Source organism: Algicola sagamiensis DSM 14643, assembly GCF_000374485.1.
Lineage (GTDB): Bacteria > Pseudomonadota > Gammaproteobacteria > Enterobacterales > Alteromonadaceae > Algicola > Algicola sagamiensis.
Genome location: NZ_KB894491.1, coordinates 582,814 through 609,120, shown reverse-complemented (window position 1 = coordinate 609,120; position 26,307 = coordinate 582,814). Strand labels below are relative to the sequence as shown.

Here is a 26,307-nt window from a genome sequence, read left to right as displayed (position 1 = left end):
ACAAACGAAGAACAGTCGTGAAAAAGCAAAATCTTAAGATTGGTATGATCGCCGGAGAACACTCCGGCGATATTTTAGGTGCAGGCCTTATGGCCGCTATCAAAGCACAACACCCGAATGCTGAGTTTGTCGGTATTGGTGGGCCGCTCATGATTGAACAAGGCTTTGAGAGTCAGTTCTTGATGGAAGAGCTTTCTGTGATGGGGATTGTGGAAGTACTTGGCCGGATTTTTCGTTTACTCAAAGTCAGAAAACAAATCGTTCAGTTCCTCAAAGATCAAGGTATCGATATTTTTATTGGCATTGATGCACCAGATTTTAATTTAGGGGTTGAGAAGCGACTGAAAGCTGCTGGCATCAAAACAGTTCACTATGTGAGTCCTTCTGTATGGGCCTGGCGTCAAAAACGGGTATTTAAAGTTCAGGACGCAACCAACCTCGTTCTTGCATTACTTCCCTTTGAAAAATCGTTTTATGACAAGTTTGGTATTCCTTGTGAGTTTGTTGGACATACACTGGCCGATGAACTGCCAATTGATCCCCAAAAAGGACAAGCGAGGGAGCAACTTGGGTTATCTGCAGATGACAAGGTGCTGGCATTGCTTCCTGGGAGTCGTGGTACAGAAGTGAGTATGCTTGCAGAGCCTTTCGTCCAATCGGTAAATCTACTTCGGGAAAATATATCTGAGTTAAAGGTTGTGGTGCCATTGGTGAGCGATAAGCGCAAGGCACAGTTTATTGATATCGTAAAAAAACATATTGACATCAATTCCCTAATTTTATTGGATGGTCAATCCAGAGAAGCCATGCGAGCCTGTGATGCCGTATTGATTTCATCGGGGACGGCAACTTTAGAAGCCATGTTACTCAAAGCGCCAATGGTTGTTGCATATAAGCTCAAAACATTGACGTATTTGATTGCAAAACAATTGGTAAATATTGCTTATTTTTCCCTGCCAAATCTACTTGCTGATCAGCCTTTGGTTAAGGAGTTGCTTCAGGACGAAGTTGAACCTGAAACACTTGCTTCCTGCCTTTATCCTTTGTTGACAGAAGATAATACAGCTTTGAAGAAGAAATTTGCTGATATTCATGCGTCGATCCGGCTCAATGCAAGTGAAACAGCAGCAAAAGCAGTGCTAAAACTCCTTGAAGAATAAAGAGAACACATGTACGAACGCCCAGAAGTCCAGTATCTCGCTGGTGTAGATGAAGTCGGTCGTGGACCGCTGACTGGTCCGGTTGTGACCGCTGCCGTAATACTTGATCCGCAGCAGCCGATTGAAGGTTTAGCCGACTCTAAAAAACTGACGGAAAAAAAACGCCAACAACTGGCTCAAGAGATAAAGGAAAAAGCACTCTGTTGGTCCATTGGGCGCGCAGAAGTAGCAGAGATAGACACACTCAATATTTTGCATGCAACGATGCTGGCAATGACTCGAGCTGTAAACGGGTTAGAACAACAGCCAGATTTTGTTTGTGTTGATGGAAATCGTTGTCCTGATTGGCATTATGCTAGCGAAGCAGTTGTGAAAGGCGATAGCAAAGTTCCTGAAATCAGTGCGGCGTCGATTCTTGCAAAAGTTGCCAGAGACGATGAAATGGTTGCACTCGCGAGTGAATACCCAGACTATGGCTTTGAAAAACACAAAGGTTACCCAACAAAAGAGCACTTGTCACAACTGGAACGTCTCGGCGCAACACCTCTGCATAGACAGAGTTTTAAACCCGTGAAACGGGCCCTTGGTTTACTTGATTAACAAGCTCACTTTGAGCTGCAGATAGGAATAATAGTAACACGCGATGGCTGATCCCAAGTTTATTCATCTTCGTATTCATAGTGACTTCTCGATGGTTGATGGGCTGAACAAGCAAAAACCCATCATCAATCAATTAAAAACGTTAGGTATGCCAGCAATGGCCCTGACGGATCAGATGAATCTGTGTGGCCTCGTTCGTTACTATAATGCTGCACATGGCGCAGGGATTAAGCCAATCGTTGGTGCGGATATTTGGGTGCAGGAAGCGAATGTTTCGGATGACATCTTTCGCCTCACAGTTTTGGCGAAAAACAACACGGGTTATAAGAATCTGACATTGCTGATTTCTCAAGCGTACCAACGTGGTCATGTTCATGGAAAACCGGTCGTTGAAAAAGAGTGGTTAAAAGATTTTGCAGATGGGCTGATCCTTTTGTCAGGGGCCAGAGAAGGAGATATTGGTCAAGCATTGCTGAAAGGCAACGATGATGAGGTTGCACGCGTTTGTGACTTTTATCAAACCCACTTTCAAGAGCACTTTTATCTGGAACTAATCCGAACGGGCCGAGCTCAGGAAGACGAATATCTTCACTTGGCTATGGCGCTTGCACAACAACAAAAACTGCCAGTTGTTGCGACGAATGAAGTTTGTTTCCTTGAGCAGACAGACTTTGAGCCTCATGAGATCCGCGTTGCGATTCACGATGGCTTTACCCTCGAAGACAAGCGCCGTCCGAAGCGTTATTCAGAACAACAATATCTGCGAAGTGAAGCAGAGATGTGCACATTGTTTTCTGATATTCCTCAAGCACTTGAGAACACAGTTGAAATTGCCAAACGTTGTAATGTCACGGTGCGATTAGGGGAATATTTCTTACCGAAGTTTCCAACCGGAAACATGACGGATGCTGAATATCTTATTAAAGTCTCTAAAGAAGGCTTGGAAAAACGTCTTGAGTTCTTATTTTCAGATGAAAGCGAGCGTCAGGAAAAGCGACCGCCATACGATGAACGTTTAGACATTGAGCTTCAAGTCATCAATCAGATGGGATTTCCTGGCTACTTTCTGATCGTCATGGAGTTTATCCAATGGAGTAAGGATAATGGGATCCCGGTTGGACCTGGCCGAGGTTCTGGTGCTGGCTCTTTGGTCGCATATGCATTGGATATTACCGATCTGGATCCTTTGGAGTTCGACCTGCTTTTCGAACGATTCTTAAACCCGGAGCGGGTGTCAATGCCGGATTTCGATATTGACTTCTGTATGGACAATCGTGACCAGGTGATTGATCACGTTGCTGATTTGTATGGTCGGGATGCTGTTTCTCAGATCATTACCTTTGGTACGATGGCTGCGAAGGCTGTTGTTCGTGATGTTGGGCGTGTGCTTGGTCACCCATATGGATTTGTGGATAGGATCTCAAAGCTAATCCCTGGCGATCCGGGGATGACCCTTGAAAAGGCATTTGATGTTGAACCTAGACTTCCTGAGTTATACGAGTCCGATGAGGAAGTGAAAGATCTCATCGATATGGCGCGTATTCTCGAAGGTGTCACGCGTAATGCAGGAAAACACGCCGGTGGCGTCGTCATCGCGCCGACGAAGATCACTGATTTTGCACCATTATATTGTGATGATGAAGGAAACCACCCGGTTACCCAGTTTGATAAGAATGATGTCGAAGAAGCGGGGCTGGTGAAGTTTGACTTCCTGGGTCTTCGAACGCTCACTATTTTGCAGTGGGCGATCGATATGGCCAATGAAAAGTTGGTGAAAAAATCTAAGAAGACAATCGATATTGCAGCGATACGTCTTGATGATCCCAAAAGCTTCGAGCTGTTACAACAAGCTGAAACCACGGCTGTATTCCAGCTGGAATCCCGTGGCATGAAAGAGTTGATTAAGCGATTAAAACCAGACTGCTTCGAAGACATGATCGCATTGGTTGCGCTGTTTCGTCCTGGGCCTTTGCAATCCGGGATGGTAGATAACTTTATTGATCGGAAACGTGGAGTGGAAGAGATCTCTTATCCGGATGCGACCTATCAACATGACTCATTGCAACCGATTCTTACCCCAACCTATGGGATTATCCTGTATCAGGAGCAGGTCATGCAGATCGCTCAGGTCTTGGCGGGGTATACGCTGGGTGGTGCAGATATGTTGCGTCGAGCGATGGGAAAGAAAAAGCCAGAAGAAATGGCCAAGCAGCGTTCGATATTCCGAGATGGTGCAGAAAATAACGGTGTTGATCCCGAACTTGCAATGAAAATCTTCGATCTTGTAGAGAAGTTTGCAGGATACGGATTTAACAAATCGCACTCAGCAGCTTATGCATTAGTGTCATATCAAACACTCTGGATGAAGACCCATTTTCCAGCAGAGTTCATGGCTGCGGTAATGTCAGCGGATATGGACAATACGGATAAAATTGTCACGCTGGTCGATGAATGTAATCGAATGAAGTTAAAGCTGCTGCCGCCAGATGTCAATGCTGGGCATTACAAGTTCACGGTAAATGAGTCGAACGCCATTGTTTATGGTATTGGTGCAATTAAAGGTGTTGGTGAAGGCCCGGTTGAAGCCATTCTCGAAGCGCGTGATGTAGGTGGTCCATTTAAAGACTTATTTGAGTTTTGCGCCAGAGTGGATATTAAACGTTTGAATAAGCGTGTGATTGAAAAGCTGATTCTGTCTGGTGCAATGGATAATCTCGGTCCACATCGTGCAGCAATGATGGCAACTTTACCGGATGCGCTAAAAGCAGCAGATCAGCATTATAAGGCGCAACAGCAAGGACAATCTGACTTATTCGGTTTACTGGCCTATGAAGACGAACACGCGGAGCAACAATTTGCTGATGTACCTATTTGGCCAGATAAAACCTGGTTAGAAGGGGAAAGAGATACCTTGGGGTTGTACTTAACAGGTCACCCGATTAATCAATATGAAAAGGAAATCAAGCACTATCGAAATTGTCGCCTTGCCGATCTAGCACCCACGAAAAAAGATAATCCTGCTAGTATTGCGGGGTTAATTATTGATGTTAAAGTGATGATGAACAAACAGAATAAACGCTGGGCGATTGTCACTTTGGATGATAAAAGTGGCCGCTTGGATGTTCGCTATTTTCCCGATGCTTTTGAAAAACATCAGGATATTTTGCAAAAAGATAATATTATTTTTGTAAAAGGACAGGTCAGCTTTGATAACTTTAGTGGTGGACTTACAATGTCTGCCAGAGAAACGATGGATCTGGTATCTGCAAGAGAAAGGTTCCTAAAATGTTTGTATGTTGATATAAATAGTCGACAAGTAGGCGATAATTTTTTACCAAAGTTAAAGCGTCTATTACTCCCATTTAAAGGAGGCGTTTGTCCTATTGTTATTGACTATATACGCTTAGATGCGAGTGCTCAGATCACGTTAGGGACACAATGGCGTGTGACGCCAAGCGAAAAGTTGATCACTGATTTGGGGCAGTTGGTCGGATCTGAGGTTCGATTTGGATTTTAATAAATATCAAAAGGTAAACTCGAGCAATGAGTTTGAATTATCTCGACTTTGAAAAGAAAATCGCGGAATTTGATGAGAAAATAGATGGTTTGCGTCGTGTCAATCAAGGTGCGGGCCTTGATTTGAGTATGGAAGAGGAGATCGCAAACTTAAGAGAAAAAAGTCTCGAAATGACCCGAAGTATTTTCTCTGAGCTGTCAGCCTCACAGGTTGCGCAGCTTGCGCGTCATCCTCTACGTCCGCATACAACAGATTATATAAAAGAAATATTCACGGACTTTGATGAACTTTGTGGTGATCGTGCTTTTGCGGACGATGCTGCAATTATTGGGGGCACTGCTCGCTTAAATGATCAGCCTGTGATGATTATTGGTCAACAAAAAGGCAGGGATACAGCAGAAAAAGTCCGCCGGAATTTTGGGATGCCAAAACCAGAAGGATATCGCAAAGCACTGCGTCTGATGGAAATGGCTGAGCGTTTCAAAATGCCAATTCTGACATTTATTGATACGGCAGGCGCCTACCCGGGGCTTGGTGCGGAAGAACGTGGTCAGTCAGAAGCAATTGCGAAGAACCTATTGGTCATGTCTCGTCTACAAGTTCCAATCATTTGTACTATCATCGGTGAAGGTGGTTCTGGTGGTGCACTGGCAATCGGTGTGGGTGATAGAGTGAACATGCTTCAATACAGCATCTACTCTGTCATTTCACCAGAAGGCTGTGCATCGATTTTATGGCAATCTGCTGAATACGCTGCTGCTGCTGCGGAAGCAATGGGTGTGACAGCAGAGCGTGTTAAGTCACTGGATCTCATCGATGATATTATCGAAGAGCCAATTGGTGGTGCACACCGAAGCCCAGCAGACGCAGCAAAGGGTATTAAGCAAAAAATTATGGATCAACTCGCAGTTCTGCAAACCATGAAGCCAGATGAGCTGATTGAGGCGCGTTACCAGAAGTTGATGTCCTACGGATATTGTTAATCGAAAAAACCGCCGTTGGCGGTTTTTTTCTAACTGCTATGTTTTCAACTCTGTTAAAACATCTGGAACAGCAATTTGCAAGCTTTCCTGACCTCGACAAAGTTAGGTTTGTAGTTGGGCTGAGTGGTGGCCTGGATTCCGTCTGCCTTTTATATTTATTCCATCACCTCAGGTCATTTTATCCTTTTCATTTGCGTGCAATTCATATCAATCATGGATTGAGTCCGAATGCGCTTTCTTGGCGTGATTTATGCCAGGTTTTGTGTGACTCGCTCGGTATTTCACTTCAGGTTGAATCGGTTCAGCTCAATCGACAACCCAGGCAAAGCCTGGAAGCTGTGGCAAGAGAAGCGCGATATGCTGCACTTGAACGACTGACTTGTGCAGGTGATATCCTGGTGACAGGGCATCACCTCACGGATCAAATGGAAACTTTTCTGCTTCATTTAAAACGAGGCTCTGGCCTTCAAGGGTTGACGTGTATGTCGACGTTGGCACCTTGGCAAGGTGACAGGTATTTATTCCGGCCATTGCTCAGGATAGAGCGAAAGACGATTTTACAAACAGCGCAGGAAGAAGGGTGGTCATGGGTTGAAGATGAAAGCAATCAGGATGAGACGTTTGATAGAAACTTTATTCGACATCAGGTTTTGCCAGTACTTCAAGAGCGCTGGCCTGGACTTGCTTCCGCTTGGGGGCGCTCGATTGACATCTTGCAAACACAACAATCCATTATTGATGAAGTCACGCAATCCGACCTGAAAATCTGGAAAGATGCAGAGCATTGCTTAAATTTGGATGCGAGAGAGCAATTATCAACCGCTAGGTTTCATAATGTATTGCGGGAGTGGGTGAAGAAGAGCGTTGCGTGTTATCCATCATTTTCGCAAATTCAGGAAATTGAGCGAAATATCATTGCCTCAAAGGCGGATGCACAAGCATCGGTGAAAATTCAGGGATATCAAATCAGACGTTTTTCCGGAAGGCTTTACCTCTTGAGTGCACAGGATGTTCAAGCTTTTTCCGACTCAGTCACGCTTGTTATCGATCAGAATGTACCGACACCTGTTGGAACGGTCAGGCTGAGTGAATATGAACCTTCCGAGTGGTTTATTATGTCGGAAGGCGCTGATCAGATTGAGCTTCGCTTTGGGGGGATGCAAGAGAGATGTAAGCCTTTGTACCGTGAACGTTCTCAGACGCTCAAACAAATATGGAAGGAGCTATCTGTGCCACCTTGGGAAAGACCTCGGATCCCCTTATTTTTTGTTGAGAATGTCTTACAGTGCGCTTATGGACATTTTCAATGCCAGATTGAAAACAGCTTTCATCGGAACAATGTTAAAAAGAAATACTATATTCACGTGACAAAAGCACATTCACCTGACAAAACACCTGATATAAGAGGTCGCGAATGAATGAAGATGATATTTTAACGTTTTGGTTTGACGAATGTTCGCAATCGGACTGGTGGCAAAAAAGTGATACATTTGATCAAAAGATCCGTGATCATTTTGCTTCCGTACTCACCCAAGCAAAAGCTGGTGAACTCTCACATTGGCGAGAAAGCCCGAGAGGACGATTAGCGGAAGTCATTGTTCTTGACCAGTTCTCTAGAAATATCTATCGAGATGATGCACGCGCTTTCGAAGCAGACAGCATCGCACTTGTTCTTGCCCAAGAAGCTGTCCGAAATGAAGATGATTTAAAGTTAACACCGACAGAGCGTGCCTTTTTGTATATGCCCTACATGCATAGCGAATCTAAAAAAGTACACGTTGAAGCGGTTCGACTATTTGAATCTCTTGGTTTGGAAAATCAACTCCATTTCGAAAAATTGCACCAAGACATTATCAACAGGTTTGGTCGTTATCCTCATCGCAACAAGTGGCTGGGCCGAAAGTCAACATCAGAGGAGCTGACCTTCTTGCAGCAACCGGGGTCTTCATTCTAGAGATTGTTTTTTCTAGAGATTGTTTTTAGCTGACATAATATCTATTTTTGCCACTGTACTTCGCGGTATACAGCGCATCATCACTTCGTTGGAGAAGGCGCTTACCGCAATCATGAGTGCACCAATTGGCAGAGCCTATCGATACAGTGACATCGAGATCTTTCAATCTTGGGTGCTCATTGGCTGCTGCAAGGATCCGCTCACAGATACATTCGGTGGGTGATTCTTTATTGGTGTCTGCAAGGACAAGAAATTCATCGCCCCCAAAACGAAATGCTGTATCGGTTGCTCTCAGTGCGCGTTGAAGTAGATTGGCAAATAAATTCAACACTTCATCGCCAATCGTATGGCCGTAACAGTCGTTCACATGCTTAAAGTTATCTAGATCCAACATCAAAATGGAAAATGGTTGTCCATATCGTGCGGCACGATCTTGTCGCTCAGCGTATTCCTTCTCAAACTGGCTTCGGTTTCCAAGCCCAGTCAATGGGTCGACCATTGCCAATTCCTGCATATTCGAATAAGCAAGCGCATTTTTTAAAGGGTAAAACAGCACTTGATGCATCAGTTTTAGTTGTTTCATCTGTGCTTTGGAGAGAATATGGCTAAATCCGTAGAGAATTGTGCCAAGTGAATTTTTTTCATCACCGATCATGATTTCTTCTTCGTACAAAGTAATATCGTCGAGGGATTTGTGCCACTCATAGCGCTCTGTTCGAATAAAAAGATGACTCAGTGGGAATAATTTTGTCATTTCATTTCGGAAAATGGTAACGAGTTGATGGATGTCTAAAGTGGTTTGCAATTGCTGAAGAAGTTGAAGTAATGGCTGATGAATAAAAGTGTCATAATTGAATGGGTAATGCCTTTGCAACGGCAAATCTAGCGCGTTGTTTGTCAGGTGCTGTGCGTTTGTTTGAAAGGCGAGCATTGCATTCATAACGACCTCCAAAGAATGAAAGATTAATGTTCAATCAATCCAAAGCATTATTTATGCCAAACAGATAACTCCTTGAGGATGAGGAGTTCTTTGTCTTTACTTTCTATTGATGCCAAAAAAACGTCAATCATCACGCATCAATTAGAGGTTGAATGGAAAATACCAGCATATTCACTGAAGTTGTCTCATTACTTGCTGTCGCTGTTGCGATTGTCTGGATGTTTAAACGCATCCACATGCCTGCTGTACTCGCTTATTTAGCGGCTGGGATCATTGCCGGTCCTTCTGGAATTGCGATAGTGACGAATGTCGAGGAAATGCATTATGTCGGTGAAATAGGGATTGTCTTCCTACTATTTTCACTTGGCTTAGAGTTCTCTCTTCCAAAACTGATTGCTATGCGACATTGGGTATTAGGCATTGGCTCATTGCAGGTCGTGATGACAATGCTCATCTTTTTTGGGCTAGCCTGGGTTTTTGATAACACTTTAGAGTCTGCATTTGTCATCGGTGCAACACTTGCACTTTCATCAACGGCTGTTGTGATCAAGCAACTTGCTGAGCAAGGACTAACCCACGGTAGGCGCGGTCAGCTTGCGATTAGTGTGCTTCTTTTTCAAGATTTGGCAGTTGTCCCAATACTGATAGTGACACCAATGCTCAGTGGTACCCATGAGCAGACGCTTTGGATGATGCTGGGGATTGCGCTCATTAAGGGTGCCTGTGTCTTTTTTATGTTGATTGCTGCTGGGAAATGGATCCTGCCAAAGGTCTTTAATGAAGTTGCACAAACGCGTACCGACGAATTATTTGTTCTTACAGCGCTCCTTGTTTGTCTGATTGCAGCAGGGTTAACTCACTTATTCGGATTGTCGATGGCACTTGGCTCGTTTTTAGCGGGAATGATGTTGAGCGAAAGTAACTACCGTCATCAGTTAGAAGCCGATATTCGTCCATTCCGAGATATCTTGATGGGGATCTTTTTTGTATCCGTTGGCATGCAAATGAAACTCGATATCTTGATATCTCAGTGGTATTGGCTCGTCATCGGGCTTGTGGTTGTCATTATTCTCAAAATCTTGATCCTGTACTTTTTGATTGCCTGGGCAAAACAGCCAAAAAAGGATGCGCTAGCGAGTGCTATTTTTCTTTCCCAGGTTGGCGAATTCGGGTTTGTTGTTGTGACGCTGGCAAATAACGAAGGCTTACTGACGGCTGAAATGTCTTCAATACTCATCGGGATTGGTGTCCTTTCAATGGCCTTAACACCATTTATGATCCAATACCACCAAACTGTTCTTGAGTGGTTTTCGTTCGTGGAGGCACATGGTGTACAAAATGATCAACAAAAAGCATCGTTGTATTCGAACCACGTTATTATCTGTGGGTTTGGTCGCGTTGGGCAGACGGTCAGTCGCTTTTTAAAATTAGAAGGGGTCCCGTTTGTCGCTTTGGACTTGGATCCACTCCGTGTTGAAGAAGCAAAACAGGCAGGGGAAGATGTCATATTCGGTCATGCCCGACAAAAAGAAATTCTTCATTTGTCTTGTGTAGAGCGAGCACGTCTCGTGATTATTACCTTCAAAGATCCGCATAAGTCTGAATCGATTATTAGTGCAGTGAAGGAATTGGCACCAACGGTAAGGATTGTTGTAAGAACGAGTACAGATCAGCATATGGATACATTACAGGAAGCAGGTGCGGAGCAGGTGATCCCAGAAGCGCTAGAAGGCGCATTGATGCTGGTCTCCCATGTGCTTTATATGTCGGGCGTTCCTGTTTCTCGAATCTTAAGGCGAATGCAAACGGAAAGAAAAAATCATTATGGTTTTATGCATGGTTTTTACCCTGGAGAAAATACGGAAATCTCTTTAGAAGATCGTGACCGTCTTGAACATTTGCACGCCGTGACATTAACTTCAGATGCTTTTGGGGTGGGCAAAACTATTCGTTCATTAAACTTAGAGGCTCGTCGCGTTGAAATCAGTGGTTTGAGGAGAAACGGGGCAGAAGTGCCAAGCCCATCATACGAAATGGTTCTTGAGGAGCGAGATACGTTGATCCTCAAAGGCAAGCCTAGACGAGTTGAACGCGTAGAGCGTTATTTGCTGGAAGGAAGCGAATAACCCAAGGTATACTCAAACGCTATTCGAGTAAAAAACGCTATTCACTAATAAATAGAAGACGGATCATGAAAAAAATCCTATGCCTTTCCCTATTACTTTTTGCTAATTCCTCATCATATGCGACAGAACAGGTCCCATTTGGTGATGTTGTGAGCCAGAGTATTTTTAACTATCATCGCCATACACAAAGCATTGCAACTTCTGGCACATTAAAAGAAGGGGCGATCGAAGAGCTAAAAAACCATGGTTTCAAGACCATTATTGATATGCGTACGGAAGGTGAGGGGACGAAGGATGAAGCGGCATTAGCAAGAAAACATAGTTTGACTTATGTGAATATCCCTGTGAGTAGTGCCTGGCCAACAAAAGCTGATTTTCAGCAATTTAAAATAATCATTGAAGATAAAAAGAATCACCCTGTTTTGATTCACTGCGCTTCTGCGAATCGAGTGGGTATGTTTTGGGCGGCCTATCAGATCCAGCAGGGTAAAGATAAACAAATTGCTATTGAAGAAGGGAGAGCGATAGGCATGAAGCCTTCGCGGGAGGCTCAGCTCATTCAACATCTGAAATAGGTGATATTGTTACTTTTCGTTTATTCCTAAAGTAAGTCATGAAACGGGCTGATTCTTTTACAAAATAAAATCCATGAAGAAAGAATAGGATAGCCAGACGCGTTTGATTTATACACGAGTTGAAATTGAAAAGTATTCTCATTTAGATTAAGCTTCGCTTAATACTAAATTGTGAGTTTTTTATGTACGTCTGTATTTGTAAAGCGGTCACGGATAGACAGATTAAAAAAGCCATGGAAGCGGGCTGTACATCAATGAGAGAAATTAAATCCTGTTTAGGCGTGGGCAGTCAATGTGGCAAATGTGTCATTGAAGCTTCGCAAATGGTCAATGACTTTCAAGAGAAGGGCGAACAATCGGTCAAAAAAGCAAACACTGACTTAGCTTACGAAGCGGCTTAAATAACCCAAGTCGTTTCCCAAAGACTTTCCTTATATCAGGTGAGCGATCTAGTTCGCCTTAGACTTTGACGTTCATCAACTTCCATCCAATACTATATTATCAAATGCAATACTATCACTTTGATTTTCTCTTGCTGATGCGTTGTACTGTTCGCCCTACACCGAGCATCAAACAACATCAATACCTGTCAGCCTGAGAGCTTCCGCGGCGTGAAATGGGCAACAGTGAATGGGCGAGGTTAATATTATGAAAGGCGATCCAAAAGTCATTGAGCATCTCAATAAAGCACTTGGCAATGAGTTGATTGCGATTAACCAGTACTTTCTGCATGCAAGAATGTATAAAGACTGGGGATTGAAAGCAATTGCAGAAAAGGAATATGAAGAGTCTATCGAAGAAATGAAGCATGCCGACAAACTCACAGAGCGGATCTTGTTCTTAGAAGGGCTTCCTAATTTTCAAGACCTCGGCAAACTTTATATCGGTGAAAACACGAAAGAGATGCTGGAATGTGATTTAAAGCTTGAAATGACGGCGATTCCAGACCTGAAAGACGCAATTGAGTATTGTGAAAGTGTACGAGATTATGTCAGCCGAGAGCTCTTCGAGGAAATTTTAGAAAATGAAGAAGAGCATGTTGATTGGCTTGAAACCCAGCTCGGACTCATTGATAAAATGGGATTAGAAAATTACATCCAATCCCAAACTATTTCAGATTAGTTATTGGTTTTATTCCGGCTCAGCAATCTGCTGAGCTTTTTTTTGTCTATTTTTAGGCTTGAGCTTCGTTAATTGCTTGGCCGTTTTTAAGACGGCTCGAATATCGGGTGGTTGTGTCAACACACGGCCTGTCCTTAGCGAAAGCTGACGAACATCACCCTGTGTTGAAATTGAGGTGATGATATCTTTATGTCCACTGATGATCGTATCGCTAAAATATGTACCTATGACGTGGTCTTTTCTTGTATGCAACCAGCTTTCACCTACAAAATAAGCGATTTCACTACGGCAATCCAGTTCATCGACCAGTGTAGGCAGGATATCAATGGTTGAAACAATATGATGTGGTGAAGGGAAACCACGACCGTAGAGGGTGCGTATATTAAATCCAGTTGTAGACTTTTCGCTTTGAACATTAAACATCATGACACGATCGTGCTGTGGGATTTGTTGGAGTAGATCCATGAGGCGGCTTGGGGTTAACCAATAGAAGTTTATATTTTCTTTGGTCACCTGGAGTTTGATCTGTTTTTCGCCGTGTTGATTATTAAATATGGTGGTCAAGCCGAGTCCATCAACCCATTTTGGTTTATCTGGCGTTGCAATCAATTGGCTGTATTCATACAGCATTGGGGTACCTAACCAGCTGGTACTAATGGTTTCGTCGACGCTTTGCGAAACAAGAAGTCGCGCTTTAACGCTGAACTTCTCTTTTGCAAGTTCAGGAATAATTCCTTCAACAAATAAAATATGCGCGTTTTGCATACCTTCATGTTGTTTGCACAAGTTTGATCCTTTAGGAAAGTCGGCTTCGGAAATTGGCTGAGGAAGCAGTAATTTACTTTTTTCTTCGTCATAAGCCGTTTTATCGAGTAAGTCATACTTAGCAAGCAGTGTTTTTGCCGTTGCTGGATAAGAAAGCGGCAGCATATTATTTTGCTTGGTGATATCAAAATTGAGTGTTGCATCACCCCAAATATGCAAAAGCTGGCTTGTGCAGAAACATGCGATGAAGAAGAAACTGATTTTTCGACCAATTTTTTTACTTTGTAAGTCGATAAGGTGGCGCCAGGTGAAATTGCTGATCACAAGTTCGAAGGCCAAAATACCTAAGATAAAGAAAATAACATAAGCAGGAACTTGGACAGGATGTCGCTGGAACGAAGAAACAATGATATCCAAAGATTGCTGAAGACTGCCATAACCTAAGTGATAACCGAATCGATTATACGTCATCGCATCCGCAATCAGTGAAAACATACCAATACCAGCAATCAAGGCAGCCATCCCTCGAATATGCCTTGGGTAAGGAAATATCAAACTGATTGGAAATATGGTTAGGACAAAACCAATAAAAAATAGAAAAGGGATATGACCAAATAAGGTGACAAAACTATAGAGCCCACCAAGAAATGTACTGGGTAGTGGGTCTGTTGCGATATAGTAAGTTGAAAGGAGCAGGGCGAGAATAATATTAAAAAACGTAAACCAGTGACCCCACCCCAGCAAGCGAAACATTTTCTCTGAAAAACGTTCTCGGCGCACGTTGCTCTCCATTCCCCAAATTTTATTTGTATAAATTTTTTATTTTTTTAAACCCGGGTTTGCTGGCCCGGGTGAATAGCTGACTATCTTGTGGAAGCAACCAGTGCTTCTGCAAATTTTTCTGCAATGATGGTCTTTTGTTTATCATCGAAATGATTATTGATAATATGGCTCGCTGCATTGCCAAGGCACATCAGTGCGGCATCTGTGTTCAGGTTGTTTTTCGCAACAACGGCGAGTAACTCATTGATAACTGTTTCAATTTCTTCGTTACTATATTTGGATTTAATTGGCATATTTTTGTGTCACTTCAAAACAATAGCAGCGGATATTAGCATATTTTAGAAGGCAAAAGTAAAACTAATGTCGTTAATTGTACGTGATATCGTTTTAAACTACATAGAAAAACGCGAAGATGAAGATTCTAAAGCGCTGATCTGTGATCAAAAAATAGAGCTAAGCGAGAAAATTTCTGCATTCGTTGGCCAATTACACCACACCTATTCTGGGAAACCTTCCAAGGGCTTTTGTGAATTCCGTGCAGAAAAAAGCCAACGCTTTGCATCTGAGTTGCAAGGGTACCGAACGTCATCTGAAAACTTTACCCATTTTTCGAGCGAAGCGACTCGGTTGTTTGTGAATGAGCTGAATCAATATCACTTCCCAGAGACCGGATACCTTTTATTTTGTCATTATGAGTTTCTCGCAACAGAGTACCTTCTGGTCGCCATGTTAAGTGTTAAAGAGCACTTTTCCGTTGATCAAGAAATGCAGGTGCTTGTATCGCGTCATTTGGATCTGGGGCAGCTACAGCTTGCGTCAAGGATCAATCTGAGTGATTGGGAAATGGATGCTGAAAATGGCCGCTATATTTCTTTTATTAAAGGAAGAGCAGGGCGTAAAGTCGCCGATTTTTTCTTGGACTTCCTTGGCTGCGAAGAAGTGATTGAAGCGAAGGTGCAAAGTCAAAATATGCTCGAAGCAGTAGATGATTATATGGATGTTTGTCAGCTCGATAAGGAAGAAAAGCAGCAGGTTCGACAGGAACTTTACAGCTATTGTGCTGACAAAGTGAAATTTGGCGAAGACGCGACTGTGCAGGAGATCTCAACGATTGTTGGGGATGATCAAGAAGAAGCGTTCGACTCCTTTTACAATCAGCAAGGATATGAATTAGAAGCGTCCTTCCCCGTCGATAATAAAACGATCCGCACTCTCGTGAAATATGCTGGGCAAGGTGGGGGGTTATCCATCAATTTTGATCAGCGCTTGTTGGGTGAACGAATTTTATATGATCCGAATACAGATACGTTGACCATCAAAGGGACGCCTCCAAACCTACAAACACAACTCATGAAGGAATTTAAGAAGTAACTTTTTCAACCGTATGTTCAGTGATTGTTTTTTCATTCGTATCGCCCGAGTGAGAACAATCCTGAACTGATTTGTGATTTAAGGAGTTTGTTTTATTGGGATAGAGTGAATTCTAACGGTTGGTTATTGCTTATCGACACAAAACATCTGCACGAATTGACTCTGCGATATTCGCAGCTTCTTGAATCAGTTCATTGGGTACGTTCAGTTCCTGTAGTGTTGCACCTAAATTTTCTATCACAGCATCAAAATGGTTATCGTTCATACCTAAATCATCAACGAGGCGCTGGTGTGCCTGCCGCATAGATTTCCCAGGATAATTGTCGGAGCCTCCAAACGCATAAGTTAAAAAGCGTTTTTGATGTGAAGCTTGTTTTTGCATATCAACCCCTTCAAAGAAGTGTTTGATGCGATTATCAGCAAGAACTTTTTGGTAGAAGAGCTCAACCGCAGCATCAATGGCTGCATCACCACCGAGTTTGTCGTAGAGTGAAGTCATTCCCAACTCCTTTTTTCATTTTTAGTGAACAAGAAAACCAGTTGCTGGCAAAGCTGGCTTTCTAAGCTTAGACGGAGATTATTGGGTTAGCTCCATTTCCTTGGACTCTTTTGCCTTACCTTGCATGATAGAAATCTCTACACGGCGATTTCTTCTTCGGTTGATATCACTGTTATTTGGAACAAGAGAGCGTGTTGCACCATGCCCCACAACAACGACTCGGTTTTCGTCAAACTTGGGTGCTTTAATCATTTCATTCGCGACTGCAACCGCTCTTTGTGCAGATAAATCCCAGTTGTTTTGGTAGAGCTCTGAACTGACTTGGACATTATCGGTATGTCCGGAAACTGTGATCTCACCGGGCACATCATTCAATAATACTGCGACTTGTTGAATAATAGGCTTGAATTTCGGTTGCAAGAAGCCAGAGCCAGAAGGGAAAGAGCCTTTCTCACGGATCCGAATGATGATTTGTTGCCCGAGGGATTCAAGCTCAATTGCACCATCTAAGATTTGTTTTTCCAGTTGCTCTGCTATCTTTTTCACCATTTGATTGACTTGTGTTTGGGAAGATTGCTTCGAGCTTTTTTGGGACTCTTGCTTCGCTGTACTCTTTGAGGAACCACCACGTTGATTTCCACGTTGCTTCTGACGTCCTCCCGCAGAGTCTTCCTCTCCTGCCTGAAATTCAAGGATTTGCTGGGTCATTTCGACGGTTTGTTGCTGAATCGTTTCTATCGGTGTTGGATCAGGACGGCCTGGACGAAACTCCATCGCAATCACGCTGGTGCCTTTTGGAATGTCTTTGACTTCTAACTTATTTTGGACACCAAATGCAAACTTCATCGAGCCAGCAATCTGTTTGAATTTTAAAACATCCATCTCTGAGAAAGCCAAAAGCAAGACAAAGAAACACATCAGTAGCGACATGAGATCAGCAAACGTTCCCATCCAAGCGGGCAGACCGGGTGGGGGACATTTACACTCTTCTTCATCACTCATGATATTTACTCGTCTGGCTCACTGCTGCCACGTTTAGATTCAGCAATGTAGTTCTTCAAAATTCCTTCAATCACTCTTGGATTCTGACCATCTTGAATGCCCAAAATTGCGTCCAGAATTAAAGATTGATTTAATTTTTCTTCGGCCATACGCAGTGCAAGTTTATTGGAAACCGGGATTGCGATAACATTCGCTAAAAATGCACCATAGAGTGTTGTGAGGAGTGCAACAGCCATGGCGGGTCCAATGGCCTTGGGATCATCCATATTTGAAAGCATAGCGACCAAGCCAATTAGAGTTCCAATCATCCCCATTGCAGGAGCGACATCACCTAAAGACTTAAAAATACCAATCCCCATTTCGTGTCGTTCAGTGGTCTGGTTAATGTCTTTTTGCAGGGTCGCCCGCACAACTTCTGCATCATGCCCGTCGACGAGCATGTCGACACCTTTTTGCATAAATCCATTAGATATTTCTGCCTCTTCTAAGGCAAGAAAGCCGCCTTTACGAGCTGCATCAGCAAGCTCAACGGATTTTTCGATGAGTTCTTCAGGAGATTCTATTTTAAAGAAAAATGCTTTACCCGCAATTTTCCCTGCGCCGAAAAATTGCCCCATATTATACATGGACAATACAACAAATAAGGAGCCACAAAAGACGATCAACACAGAAGGGACATCGACAAACATGCCTAGTTCACCACCCAGGACCATAGCCATAAGTACGAATCCAATCGCACCCAAAATACCGACCAGCGTTGCTATATCCAATGAAATTCTCCTTGATGGGACGCAATAAAAACTAGTTTTTTTATTATCTTATAACACCTGATAATATCGGCAAGTATTCCTGAAAGTTTAACCCTTCGAACGTACAAAAAACGTCACTTGCTGGCTGATATTTCAACACTGAAGAAAATGAGATTGATCTGAAAGAAGATTTAGTATGCAAAGGAGGATTGACCCAAGCTGAGGGCTGAGGTAACTTTGCGCCATAATTTCCACCATGAGGGTCGATGATGGCTGCTAAAAAACCTGAAAATATGTCTTTTGAAGCCTCTATTGAAGAATTGGAACAAATCGTGTCTCAGTTGGAGTCCGGTTCGCTAACGCTTGAAGATTCTTTAAAATATTTTGAACGTGGGATCCAGCTTTCTCAATCCAGCCAATCTAAATTGAAAGCCGCTCAACAAAAGGTACAGATCCTACTTGAGGAAAAAGGTACATTGGAAAACTTCAACGTAGAGTCAGAAAACGGGTAGTCCCTTTTTATTTATCAATTACAAGCAAATGAGTTAGTAAGCAGAGACTAGTTTAGAGGCAGTCATGAACTTAGAGGCAGTCATGAATTTAGAGGTATTACAGCAACGGGTTTCTCGAAATCTGATCATGTACCTTGAACGATTACATATCAACGACCCAAAGTTGATGGAAGCACTCACTTATGTAGTGCAAGCTGGTGGGAAACGTATCCGTCCTTTTTTGGTTTATCAATCTGGTTTGGCGCTTGGAGCGTCCGCTGCTTTATTGGATTATCCGGCAGCTGCGGTTGAGTTGATACATACCTATAGTCTCGTTCATGATGATCTTCCTGCGTTGGATAATGATGATCTACGTCGTGGGAAACCAACTTGTCACGTTGCATTTGATGAAGCAACCGCGATTTTGGTTGGTGATACACTACAAACACTTGCTTATGATGTATTGAGTACTTCATCGGACATTGCTGCTGAAACGATAGTGGCTTGGGTCAGGATATTATCTAAAGCAACGGGTTACGAAGGGATGTGCGGTGGACAAGCGCTGGACTTGGCCTCTACCGGAAAGCAAATTAACTTGGATGCGTTAACGCAAATTCATACATTAAAAACGGGCGCATTGATTGAAGCCTCCGTCACAATGGGCGCAGTTTCGGCTGGTTACCTGCAAGATAGTGATGAATTTCAAGCTTTACGTACTTATGCGCATCATATTGGTCTGGCGTTTCAAATTCAGGATGATATCCTTGACGTGGTTGGTGAAACGGCAGTAATCGGAAAACCACAAGGCTCGGACGAAGCCGCAGAAAAATCAACTTATGTTGCACGACTCGGATTGGATGAAGCCCAACATAGCGCGCAAGAGCATGTCAGACTCGCACAAGCTGCACTCGCATCTCTCAAACAACATGACATGAAAGCGCTGTCTGACTTTGCAACATTTATTATTCACAGAGATCACTAAAAGTAGTTTATTGCGATGACCGTAAAAATCGACGACTATCCGTTGTTACAGCAGTTAGATACGCCGGATTTATTAAGAAAGCTACCCCAGCATAAGCTGCCAGAGATCTGTCACGAACTTCGTGATTACCTTCTCAATTCTGTCAGCCGCAGTAGCGGCCATTTTGCATCGGGTTTGGGCACAGTTGAGCTTACCGTTGCACTTCATTATGTTTACGAAACCCCTTTTGATCGCTTGGTATGGGATGTTGGCCATCAGGCGTACCCACATAAAGTCCTGACTGGAAGGCGCGATCAACTTGCGACGATCCGTCAAAAAGATGGGTTGCATCCTTTCCCATATCGTGGAGAAAGTGAGTACGATACGTTTAGTGTTGGACACTCAAGTACGTCAATCAGTGCAGCGCTGGCGATGGCAGTTGCAGCAGAACGCGAAGAAAAAAATCGACGTGTTGTTGCAGTAATTGGCGATGGCGCAATGACCGCAGGAATGGCATTTGAGGCACTCAACCACGCTGGTGATATTAAGTCAGATATGCTGGTGGTGCTGAATGACAATGAAATGTCCATTTCAGAAAATGTCGGTGCTTTAAACAGCCATTTTGCACGGATTTTATCCGGTAGTTTTTATGCGTCATTTCGTGAAGGAAGTAAAAAGCTGCTCAGTGGAATGCCGCCGATTAAAGAACTGGCAAGCCGTGCAGAAGAACATATCAAAGGAATGGTTGTTCCAGGGACAATTTTTGAAGAGTTTGGCTTTAATTATATCGGCCCAATTGATGGGCATGATGTGGATGGTCTCGTCGATACGCTGCGAAATATGCGTGAGCTAAAAGGGCCACAAATCCTGCATGTTGTTACGAAGAAAGGGAAAGGGTATGAACCTGCGGAGCAGGATCCGATTGGGTATCATGCGGTACCAAAGTTTAACCCTCAAGAAGTTTCTCTTCCTAAGAAGTCTGCACCAAGCCCAACCTATTCAAAGATTTTTGGAGATTGGCTGTGTGATATGGCTGCTCAAGATCCAAAACTTGTTGCGATAACACCTGCAATGCGTGAAGGGTCGGGGATGGTTCGCTTTTCTAAAGAATACCCTGAGCAGTATTTTGATGCAGCGATTGCAGAGCAACATGCGGTGACTCTAGGTGCAGGCTTTGCGTGCGAAGGGTACAACCCTGTTGTTGCAATTTACTCAACTTTTTTACAGCGCGCGTATGATCAGTTGATTCATGATGTTGCACTACAGAATCTTCCGGTATTGTTTGCAGTTGACCGTGCAGGTATTGTGGGGGCAGATGGGGAGACCCATCAAGGGACTTTTGATTTACCATTTTTACGCTGCATTCCAAATTTGGTGATCATGGCACCAGCGGATGAAAATGAGTGCCGTCAAATGTTATTCACGGGCCATCGTCTTCAGCAACCAAGTGTTGTTCGTTACCCAAGAGGAACGGGTCCAGGTGTCGTGATTGAAACAGAGATGTCATCACTTGAAATTGGTAAGGCACGCAAAATTCAGAAAGGAAAAGAGATTGCTATTTTGAATTTTGGTATCTTCCTTTCAGAGGCCGAAACTGTCGCAGAACAGCTGAATGCGACTGTTGTCGATATGCGCTTTGTGAAACCTCTGGATGAAGAAATGTTGGCATTATTGGTTGCTGAACATACTCTGCTGGTGACTCTAGAAGACGGTGTGATCAATGGTGGTGCAGGAAGCGGTGTGAATGAATGGGTCCTTCGGAATAAGTCCCCAGTGTCGGTACTTAACCTAGGTTACCCTGACGAATTTATTAAACATGGCACACAGCCAGAAATGTATGCACAATATGGCATGACGGTTGAAGGGATTCACCAGCAGATTATTGCATTTAAGAATAAATAAAAATGTGTTGTCGGCAGGTAGAAGTTAAAAAGCCACGCTGCTGACAACCCATCAAGCCAATGACACAACTGGTCCTATTATGTCTCTAATTCCTGAATCTTTCTTTCAATCGCCAAAGAAAGTCCTATTTATGACGCACCTCGCATTAGGCGATTTTTATTATCAAAAAACGTTTTTGAAAGCGTTGAAAAAAAAATACCCGCAGATCCAGCTCGATATCTGGTTGGAAGATTTTAAACGGAAGAAAAAGAGTTTTCAGTCTGGGCGAAATACAGCTTTAACAGACTGGATAACATTTGAGGGATTTGCATCAAAGATTTATCCAATTTCGCGCTCACAGGAAGAGTTTGATGGATTGATTACTGATGCATTGGCAGAAAATTATGATGCTGTTTTTTTTGTAGCGAACCTAAGAACTGAGCGATTTGCCAAGTATGCACGAATGATTGGCAAGCAAGCGGTTGTTGTTGGCACAAAGCATGAAGTGATGAATAAACCACTGCGCAAGTTATACCACTTTTCAAAGCTTGATGGACACTACCTATTTGAAGATTGCTTATTACCAGGTGGTCAATATCCTCACGTCATTGAATTATACAACTATCACTTTCAGCGCTTGGTCGGTTTATCGCTCACAGAAGAGGAAAAGCAACCCACACTGAGCTATCCAGAGCCGTTGAAAGAGAAAGTTCATACTGATTTACAGCAATGGAAATCCACACAACAGCTTCCAGTTGATACAAAGGTGATACTGATTAATCATTTGTCATCCTCAAAAAAGAGAGATTGGCCACTGGAGTCAGTTTTTTCCGTGATTCAGAAGATCCATCAGGCGAACGAACATTGGTGCTTTGTGATCAATGTACCACCAGATCAACTTGATGCAGTGAAGATGCAAATTGATCAAGCCACAGATATACCGAAAGGAAAGGTTTTAGTGTTTACTGCAAAAACAGACTTCTTTGAATTGCCAGCTATGATTGATCAAGCAGATGTTGTGCTGACGGTCGAAACAGCAATTATGCATTTCGCACAAGGTTTAGGTAAACCTATGGTGGCGCTTGTTCGTGGGGTTACAAAACATTGGGCACCGATTGAGACAGATAAAATAAAGATACTCATCACTGAGAAAGGCCGTGACTGGGTGAATAAGATCCCCGAATCGGCAGTACTTGAGGCGTTGGAACCAAAATTGTAATTGCGGTTGTGGTTGATTTGGTGCTATGATGTCGCGCCTTTTATCAAGGGTAAATTTGCCGTGTTTGGTCGCGGATACGGCAAGAACATTAAAAAGAATTATTTGGAGTGATTTCAATGTCTGAAGCAATCTATACGCTAGACGCACAAGTTCGTACAGACAAGGGGAAAGGTGCGAGCCGCCGCCTACGTCATAACGAGCAAGTTCCTGCTATCATCTACGGCGGGGAAAAAGAGCCAGTATCTATCGTTCTTGATCATAACAAAGTGATCCGTGCACAAGAGAACGAAGGTTTCTACTCTCACCTTTTGACTTTGAATGTTGATGGTGATGCAGTTGAAGTGATCCTGAAGGATGTTCAACGTCACCCGTTCAAGCCAAAAGTACTTCACCTTGATTTCCAACGTGTAGACGCAACGCATAAGCTACACACGAAGGTTCCTGTTCACTTCATCAATGAAGAAACAGCAGCTGCGGTTAAATCTGGTGGTACAGTTGCTCACCATATCAATGAGCTAGAAATCACATGCTTGCCTGCGCATCTTCCTGAGTTCATCGAAGTTGACGTTGCAGACCTTGAGCTTGGTCACACGCTTCACCTTTCTGACATGAATTTGCCTGAAGGCGTCGTTTCTGTTGAGCTTGCAAAAGGTGAAGGTCACGACCAAGCTGTTGTGACAATCAATGCACCGAAAGGCGGCAGCAGCGAAGAAGAAGCTGAAGAAGCAGCTGAATAATATCTGTAGAGGATCATGATCCTTGAATACTGATATTCAATTGCTTGTGGGCCTGGCGAATCCAGGCCTCGAATATAAGCGCACACGTCATAATGCCGGGGCATGGTTCATCGAAGAACTTGCATCTCGCTATCACACCCAGTTAAAGCCAGATACAAAGTACCACGGCTTAACCGGAAAAATTCTCATCGATAATGTCGAATTTAAGTTGCTGATCCCGACAACCTACATGAATCTCAGTGGGAAATCAGTCGGTACACTTGCCAATTTCTTCAAGATCAAACCAGAACAGATCCTCGTAGCACATGACGAGCTGGACCTTCCGCCTGGCGTTGCCAAAATTAAAAAAGGTGGTGGTCATGGTGGACATAACGGTTTGAAAGATATCATTAGTAAGCTTGGCAATAATAAAGAGTTTTACCGCTTAAGAATTGGTATTGGTCATCCAGGCCACCGAGACCAAGTGACATCATGGGTATTGGGTAAAGCGCCAACAACAGAGCAACACCAATTGGATGATGCCGTTGATGAAGCCGTTCGCTGCTTTGAAATATGGGCGAAGCAGGGGCTGATCCAGGCGCAAAATCGTTTACACACTTATAAAGCATAAAGGTTTTCATCATGGGATTTAAATGCGGTATTGTTGGCTTGCCGAATGTCGGTAAATCAACGTTATTTAATGCACTGACTAAAGCAGGAATCGAAGCTGCGAACTTTCCTTTCTGTACGATTGAGCCGAATACAGGTGTTGTTGCAGTCCCTGATGCACGTCTTGATCAACTTGCATCAATCGTCAATCCACAACGCGTGATCCCAACAACAATGGAATTCGTTGATATCGCCGGCTTGGTGAAGGGAGCTTCTAAAGGCGAAGGACTTGGAAACCAGTTCCTTGGCAATATCCGTGAAACAGATGCAATCGGCCACGTCGTTCGTTGTTTTGAAAACGAAAATATTGTCCACGTTGCTGGCGCTGTCGATCCTGCGGATGACATCGATACGATCAATACCGAACTTGTTTTAGCTGATTTAGACGCCGCGGATAAAGCAAAACACCGCTTGGGTAAAAAAGCAAAAGGTGGCGATAAGGACGCGAAGTTCGAGTTGACCGTACTGGATAAAGTTCTTCCGCATCTTGAAGAAGGGAAGATGCTACGCTCTCTCGAACTGGCTAAAGAAGAAAAAAACGCGATTTCTTACATGAACTTCCTCACGATGAAGCCGACAATGTATATCGCAAACGTCAATGATGATGGCTTTGAAGATAATCCTTATCTTGATCGCGTTCGTGAAATCGCAGCAGCAGAAAACGCAGTAGTAGTCCCTGTTTGCGCAGCCATCGAATCTGAAATTGCAGAATTAGATGAAGAAGAGAAGCAAGAGTTCATGGAAGATATGGGACTGGAAGAGCCAGGCTTAAACCGTGTGATCCGTGCGGGTTATGAGCTATTGCATCTGCATACTTATTTTACTGCTGGAGTGAAAGAAGTCCGTGCATGGACTATCCCTGTCAATTCAACGGCACCACAAGCGGCTGGTAAAATCCATACAGATTTTGAAAAAGGCTTTATTCGAGCAGAGATTGTTGGATTTGATGACTACATCGAGTGCAATGGTGAATCTGGTGCGAAAGAAGCGGGTAAATGGCGTCTCGAAGGAAAAGAATACGTTGTCAAAGATGGCGATGTCATTCATTTTCGTTTTAACGTCTAATCTCGCTTTCAACTGAGCGTTACTCTTTGGCGTAGTCGTTATTTGCTACGCCAGTTATCGCCGCCATAGATCGTCTCAATTGCTCACCAACTTACCCATCTTGATAATCACGATCTTTTTTCTTACTGCTATATTGAAGTGAAGTACAATTCTGAATGAATCCAGATGGCACGTGTATTAATCCTACTTTGCGCATTTTTTACAACTGGACTTTTTGCGAAAGAAATCCACTTTCAAAATGAAACCATTCTATTTTGTGGGGAGACTGGAGAGTGGCCGCCCTTTAATTTCTTTGAGAGAAAGAGTGGCGAAAAAACTGCGCTGAGTGTCGGGTATGATATTGATATTGCCCGGATCATATTCTCAAAGCATCAACTCAATTATAAAGTTGTTATTAAGCCGTGGAAGCGGTGTTTGAGTGAGGCGATTGAGGGAAAGGTCCACGTCGTATTTAGTGCATCAACGAACCCGCAACGTGATCGAGATTACTTGCTTAGTACAAGTTACTACTCTGTTAGGCCAATTCTTGCCTTTGGTCCAAAAACGACCATTGAACAACAAAAGTTATTATTGGATAAGAAAGCAGGGGGTGGGGCGATTTTATGTGGCCGAACCGGTTATAACTATGCGAACTTTGGATTCGAAGAGCACCAAATCAAAGTGAGAGTTAAAACTTATGGGCAATTAATTGAACTTGCTCAGAAAGGGAGGTGTACAGCATTTCTAGCTCGATATGAGCCACTTCATGGTCAACAGATCATCGACTCAAAATTGGACTTTAAGCAACTTGAATTTGCATTTATTCCTGGTGTGGAACCGGAACCATTCTATATGCTCATTTCAAGAAATTATGAATTCGCGTACGAATTAAAAGGCGTTTTAGATGAGGGTATATATAACCTTAAAAAGGCTCGGTCACACTTGAGTGTCTTAAGCCGTTACATCGCGATTCAAGATGAGGCGCACCCAGGAAAGAAATAACCCCAGTAGCGCCACAACAGAACATTCTAAATTGGTGCTTTGAAGTCGCCATTCTGCTAAAAAAGCCTGACTTTTCGTCAAACAAGTCTAAATTGTCTAAATAACTATCGAACGAACTGGTTTTTTAAAAAAAGCTATTGACGATACGAGCGCTTCTAAGCATAATACGCGCCACTCA

General features: G+C 43.3%; 25 protein-coding genes. 19 read left to right on the top strand and 6 right to left on the bottom strand.

Annotation, left to right across the window (positions count from 1 at the left end; all coding sequences use genetic code 11):
• Positions 1-17 precede the first annotated feature (17 nt).
• From lpxB to C505_RS0102735, 6 genes are read left to right on the top strand one after another with little or no spacing between them, the layout of a single operon-like run.
• Positions 18-1,160 carry a lipid-A-disaccharide synthase gene (gene lpxB / locus C505_RS0102760; protein ID WP_018691066.1) on the top strand — a complete coding sequence of 381 codons (1,143 nt, stop codon included), beginning with the start codon at positions 18-20 and terminating at the stop codon, positions 1,158-1,160.
• 9 nt (positions 1,161-1,169) lie between these two features.
• Positions 1,170-1,760 (top strand): ribonuclease HII, encoded by a 591-nt coding sequence (gene rnhB / locus C505_RS0102755; RefSeq protein WP_018691065.1) that lies wholly within the window; start codon positions 1,170-1,172, stop codon positions 1,758-1,760.
• 43 nt (positions 1,761-1,803) lie between these two features.
• On the top strand, positions 1,804-5,277 hold the full coding sequence (gene dnaE / locus C505_RS0102750; RefSeq protein ID WP_018691064.1) for a DNA polymerase III subunit alpha: 3,474 nt from the start codon (positions 1,804-1,806) through the stop codon (positions 5,275-5,277).
• Between the two features lie 26 nt (positions 5,278-5,303).
• Complete coding sequence (locus C505_RS0102745; protein ID WP_018691063.1) at positions 5,304-6,260, top strand: acetyl-CoA carboxylase carboxyltransferase subunit alpha; 957 nt, start codon at positions 5,304-5,306, stop codon at positions 6,258-6,260.
• 38 nt (positions 6,261-6,298) lie between these two features.
• On the top strand, positions 6,299-7,678 hold the full coding sequence (gene tilS, locus C505_RS21220; RefSeq protein WP_157368745.1) for a tRNA lysidine(34) synthetase TilS: 1,380 nt from the start codon (positions 6,299-6,301) through the stop codon (positions 7,676-7,678).
• The gene (locus tag C505_RS0102735) at positions 7,675-8,214 is read left to right on the top strand and encodes a DUF924 family protein (protein ID WP_018691061.1); all 540 of its coding nucleotides are present in this window, start codon (positions 7,675-7,677) and stop codon (positions 8,212-8,214) included. Before tilS ends, C505_RS0102735 begins: the two co-directional genes overlap by 4 nt.
• A 25-nt stretch (positions 8,215-8,239) precedes the next feature.
• Here the strand turns inward: C505_RS0102735 and C505_RS21215 are convergent, their stop codons facing one another.
• Positions 8,240-9,154, bottom strand: coding sequence for a GGDEF domain-containing protein (locus C505_RS21215; protein WP_018691060.1), 915 nt, complete (start codon positions 9,152-9,154; stop codon positions 8,240-8,242).
• A gap of 152 nt (positions 9,155-9,306) precedes the next feature.
• Here C505_RS21215 and C505_RS0102725 point away from each other — a divergent pair, with 152 nt between their 5' ends.
• The 4 genes from C505_RS0102725 to bfr all read left to right on the top strand — a co-directional run bounded on the left by C505_RS0102725 (position 9,307) and on the right by bfr (position 12,977).
• A complete protein-coding gene (locus tag C505_RS0102725) occupies positions 9,307-11,280 on the top strand; it encodes a monovalent cation:proton antiporter family protein (protein WP_018691059.1) in 1,974 nt (657 codons plus the stop codon).
• Between the two features lie 65 nt (positions 11,281-11,345).
• Entirely contained in the window at positions 11,346-11,855 is a 510-nt protein-coding gene (locus tag C505_RS0102720; RefSeq protein ID WP_018691058.1) for a fused DSP-PTPase phosphatase/NAD kinase-like protein, read from the top strand.
• Between the two features lie 182 nt (positions 11,856-12,037).
• Positions 12,038-12,256, top strand: coding sequence for a (2Fe-2S)-binding protein (locus tag C505_RS0102715; RefSeq protein WP_026317690.1), 219 nt, complete (start codon positions 12,038-12,040; stop codon positions 12,254-12,256).
• Between the two features lie 247 nt (positions 12,257-12,503).
• Complete coding sequence (gene bfr / locus C505_RS0102710) at positions 12,504-12,977, top strand: bacterioferritin (protein ID WP_026317689.1); 474 nt, start codon at positions 12,504-12,506, stop codon at positions 12,975-12,977.
• Positions 12,978-12,986: 9 nt separating this feature from the next.
• On the opposite strand, the gene C505_RS23400 is transcribed toward bfr, so the two are convergent.
• On the bottom strand, positions 12,987-14,522 hold the full coding sequence (locus C505_RS23400) for a DUF3413 domain-containing protein (protein ID WP_169336991.1): 1,536 nt from the start codon (positions 14,520-14,522) through the stop codon (positions 12,987-12,989).
• Positions 14,523-14,605: 83 nt separating this feature from the next.
• Positions 14,606-14,818, bottom strand: a complete 213-nt coding sequence (locus tag C505_RS0102700; protein WP_018691054.1) for a YejL family protein — start codon at positions 14,816-14,818, stop codon at positions 14,606-14,608.
• A gap of 67 nt (positions 14,819-14,885) precedes the next feature.
• Between C505_RS0102700 and yejK the strand changes: the two genes are divergently transcribed.
• Positions 14,886-15,896 carry a nucleoid-associated protein YejK gene (gene yejK, locus C505_RS0102695; protein ID WP_018691053.1) on the top strand — a complete coding sequence of 337 codons (1,011 nt, stop codon included), beginning with the start codon at positions 14,886-14,888 and terminating at the stop codon, positions 15,894-15,896.
• Between the two features lie 130 nt (positions 15,897-16,026).
• On the opposite strand, the gene C505_RS0102690 is transcribed toward yejK, so the two are convergent.
• The 3 genes from C505_RS0102690 to pomA form a co-directional block, all read right to left on the bottom strand.
• Entirely contained in the window at positions 16,027-16,395 is a 369-nt protein-coding gene (locus tag C505_RS0102690) for a group I truncated hemoglobin (protein ID WP_018691052.1), read from the bottom strand.
• A 78-nt stretch (positions 16,396-16,473) separates the two neighbouring features.
• Entirely contained in the window at positions 16,474-17,397 is a 924-nt protein-coding gene (locus C505_RS0102685) for a flagellar motor protein MotB (protein WP_026317688.1), read from the bottom strand.
• A 5-nt stretch (positions 17,398-17,402) separates the two neighbouring features.
• A complete protein-coding gene (gene pomA / locus C505_RS0102680; RefSeq protein WP_018691050.1) occupies positions 17,403-18,167 on the bottom strand; it encodes a flagellar motor protein PomA in 765 nt (254 codons plus the stop codon).
• Between the two features lie 248 nt (positions 18,168-18,415).
• On the opposite strand from pomA, the gene C505_RS0102675 reads away from it, so the two are divergent.
• The 8 genes from C505_RS0102675 to C505_RS0102640 all read left to right on the top strand — a co-directional run bounded on the left by C505_RS0102675 (position 18,416) and on the right by C505_RS0102640 (position 26,129).
• A complete protein-coding gene (locus tag C505_RS0102675) occupies positions 18,416-18,658 on the top strand; it encodes an exodeoxyribonuclease VII small subunit (protein WP_018691049.1) in 243 nt (80 codons plus the stop codon).
• A 64-nt stretch (positions 18,659-18,722) separates the two neighbouring features.
• Positions 18,723-19,619 (top strand): (2E,6E)-farnesyl diphosphate synthase, encoded by an 897-nt coding sequence (ispA, locus tag C505_RS0102670; protein ID WP_018691048.1) that lies wholly within the window; start codon positions 18,723-18,725, stop codon positions 19,617-19,619.
• A 15-nt stretch (positions 19,620-19,634) separates the two neighbouring features.
• On the top strand, positions 19,635-21,500 hold the full coding sequence (dxs, locus tag C505_RS0102665; RefSeq protein ID WP_018691047.1) for a 1-deoxy-D-xylulose-5-phosphate synthase: 1,866 nt from the start codon (positions 19,635-19,637) through the stop codon (positions 21,498-21,500).
• Between the two features lie 130 nt (positions 21,501-21,630).
• Entirely contained in the window at positions 21,631-22,698 is a 1,068-nt protein-coding gene (locus C505_RS0102660; RefSeq protein ID WP_018691046.1) for a glycosyltransferase family 9 protein, read from the top strand.
• 116 nt (positions 22,699-22,814) lie between these two features.
• A complete protein-coding gene (locus C505_RS0102655) occupies positions 22,815-23,435 on the top strand; it encodes a 50S ribosomal protein L25/general stress protein Ctc (protein WP_018691045.1) in 621 nt (206 codons plus the stop codon).
• Between the two features lie 22 nt (positions 23,436-23,457).
• A complete protein-coding gene (gene pth / locus C505_RS0102650) occupies positions 23,458-24,045 on the top strand; it encodes an aminoacyl-tRNA hydrolase (RefSeq protein WP_018691044.1) in 588 nt (195 codons plus the stop codon).
• Positions 24,046-24,056: 11 nt separating this feature from the next.
• Positions 24,057-25,148, top strand: coding sequence for a redox-regulated ATPase YchF (gene ychF, locus C505_RS0102645; protein ID WP_018691043.1), 1,092 nt, complete (start codon positions 24,057-24,059; stop codon positions 25,146-25,148).
• Between the two features lie 165 nt (positions 25,149-25,313).
• The gene (locus C505_RS0102640) at positions 25,314-26,129 is read left to right on the top strand and encodes a substrate-binding periplasmic protein (RefSeq protein WP_018691042.1); all 816 of its coding nucleotides are present in this window, start codon (positions 25,314-25,316) and stop codon (positions 26,127-26,129) included.
• The last annotated feature ends 178 nt before the right edge of the window (positions 26,130-26,307 follow it).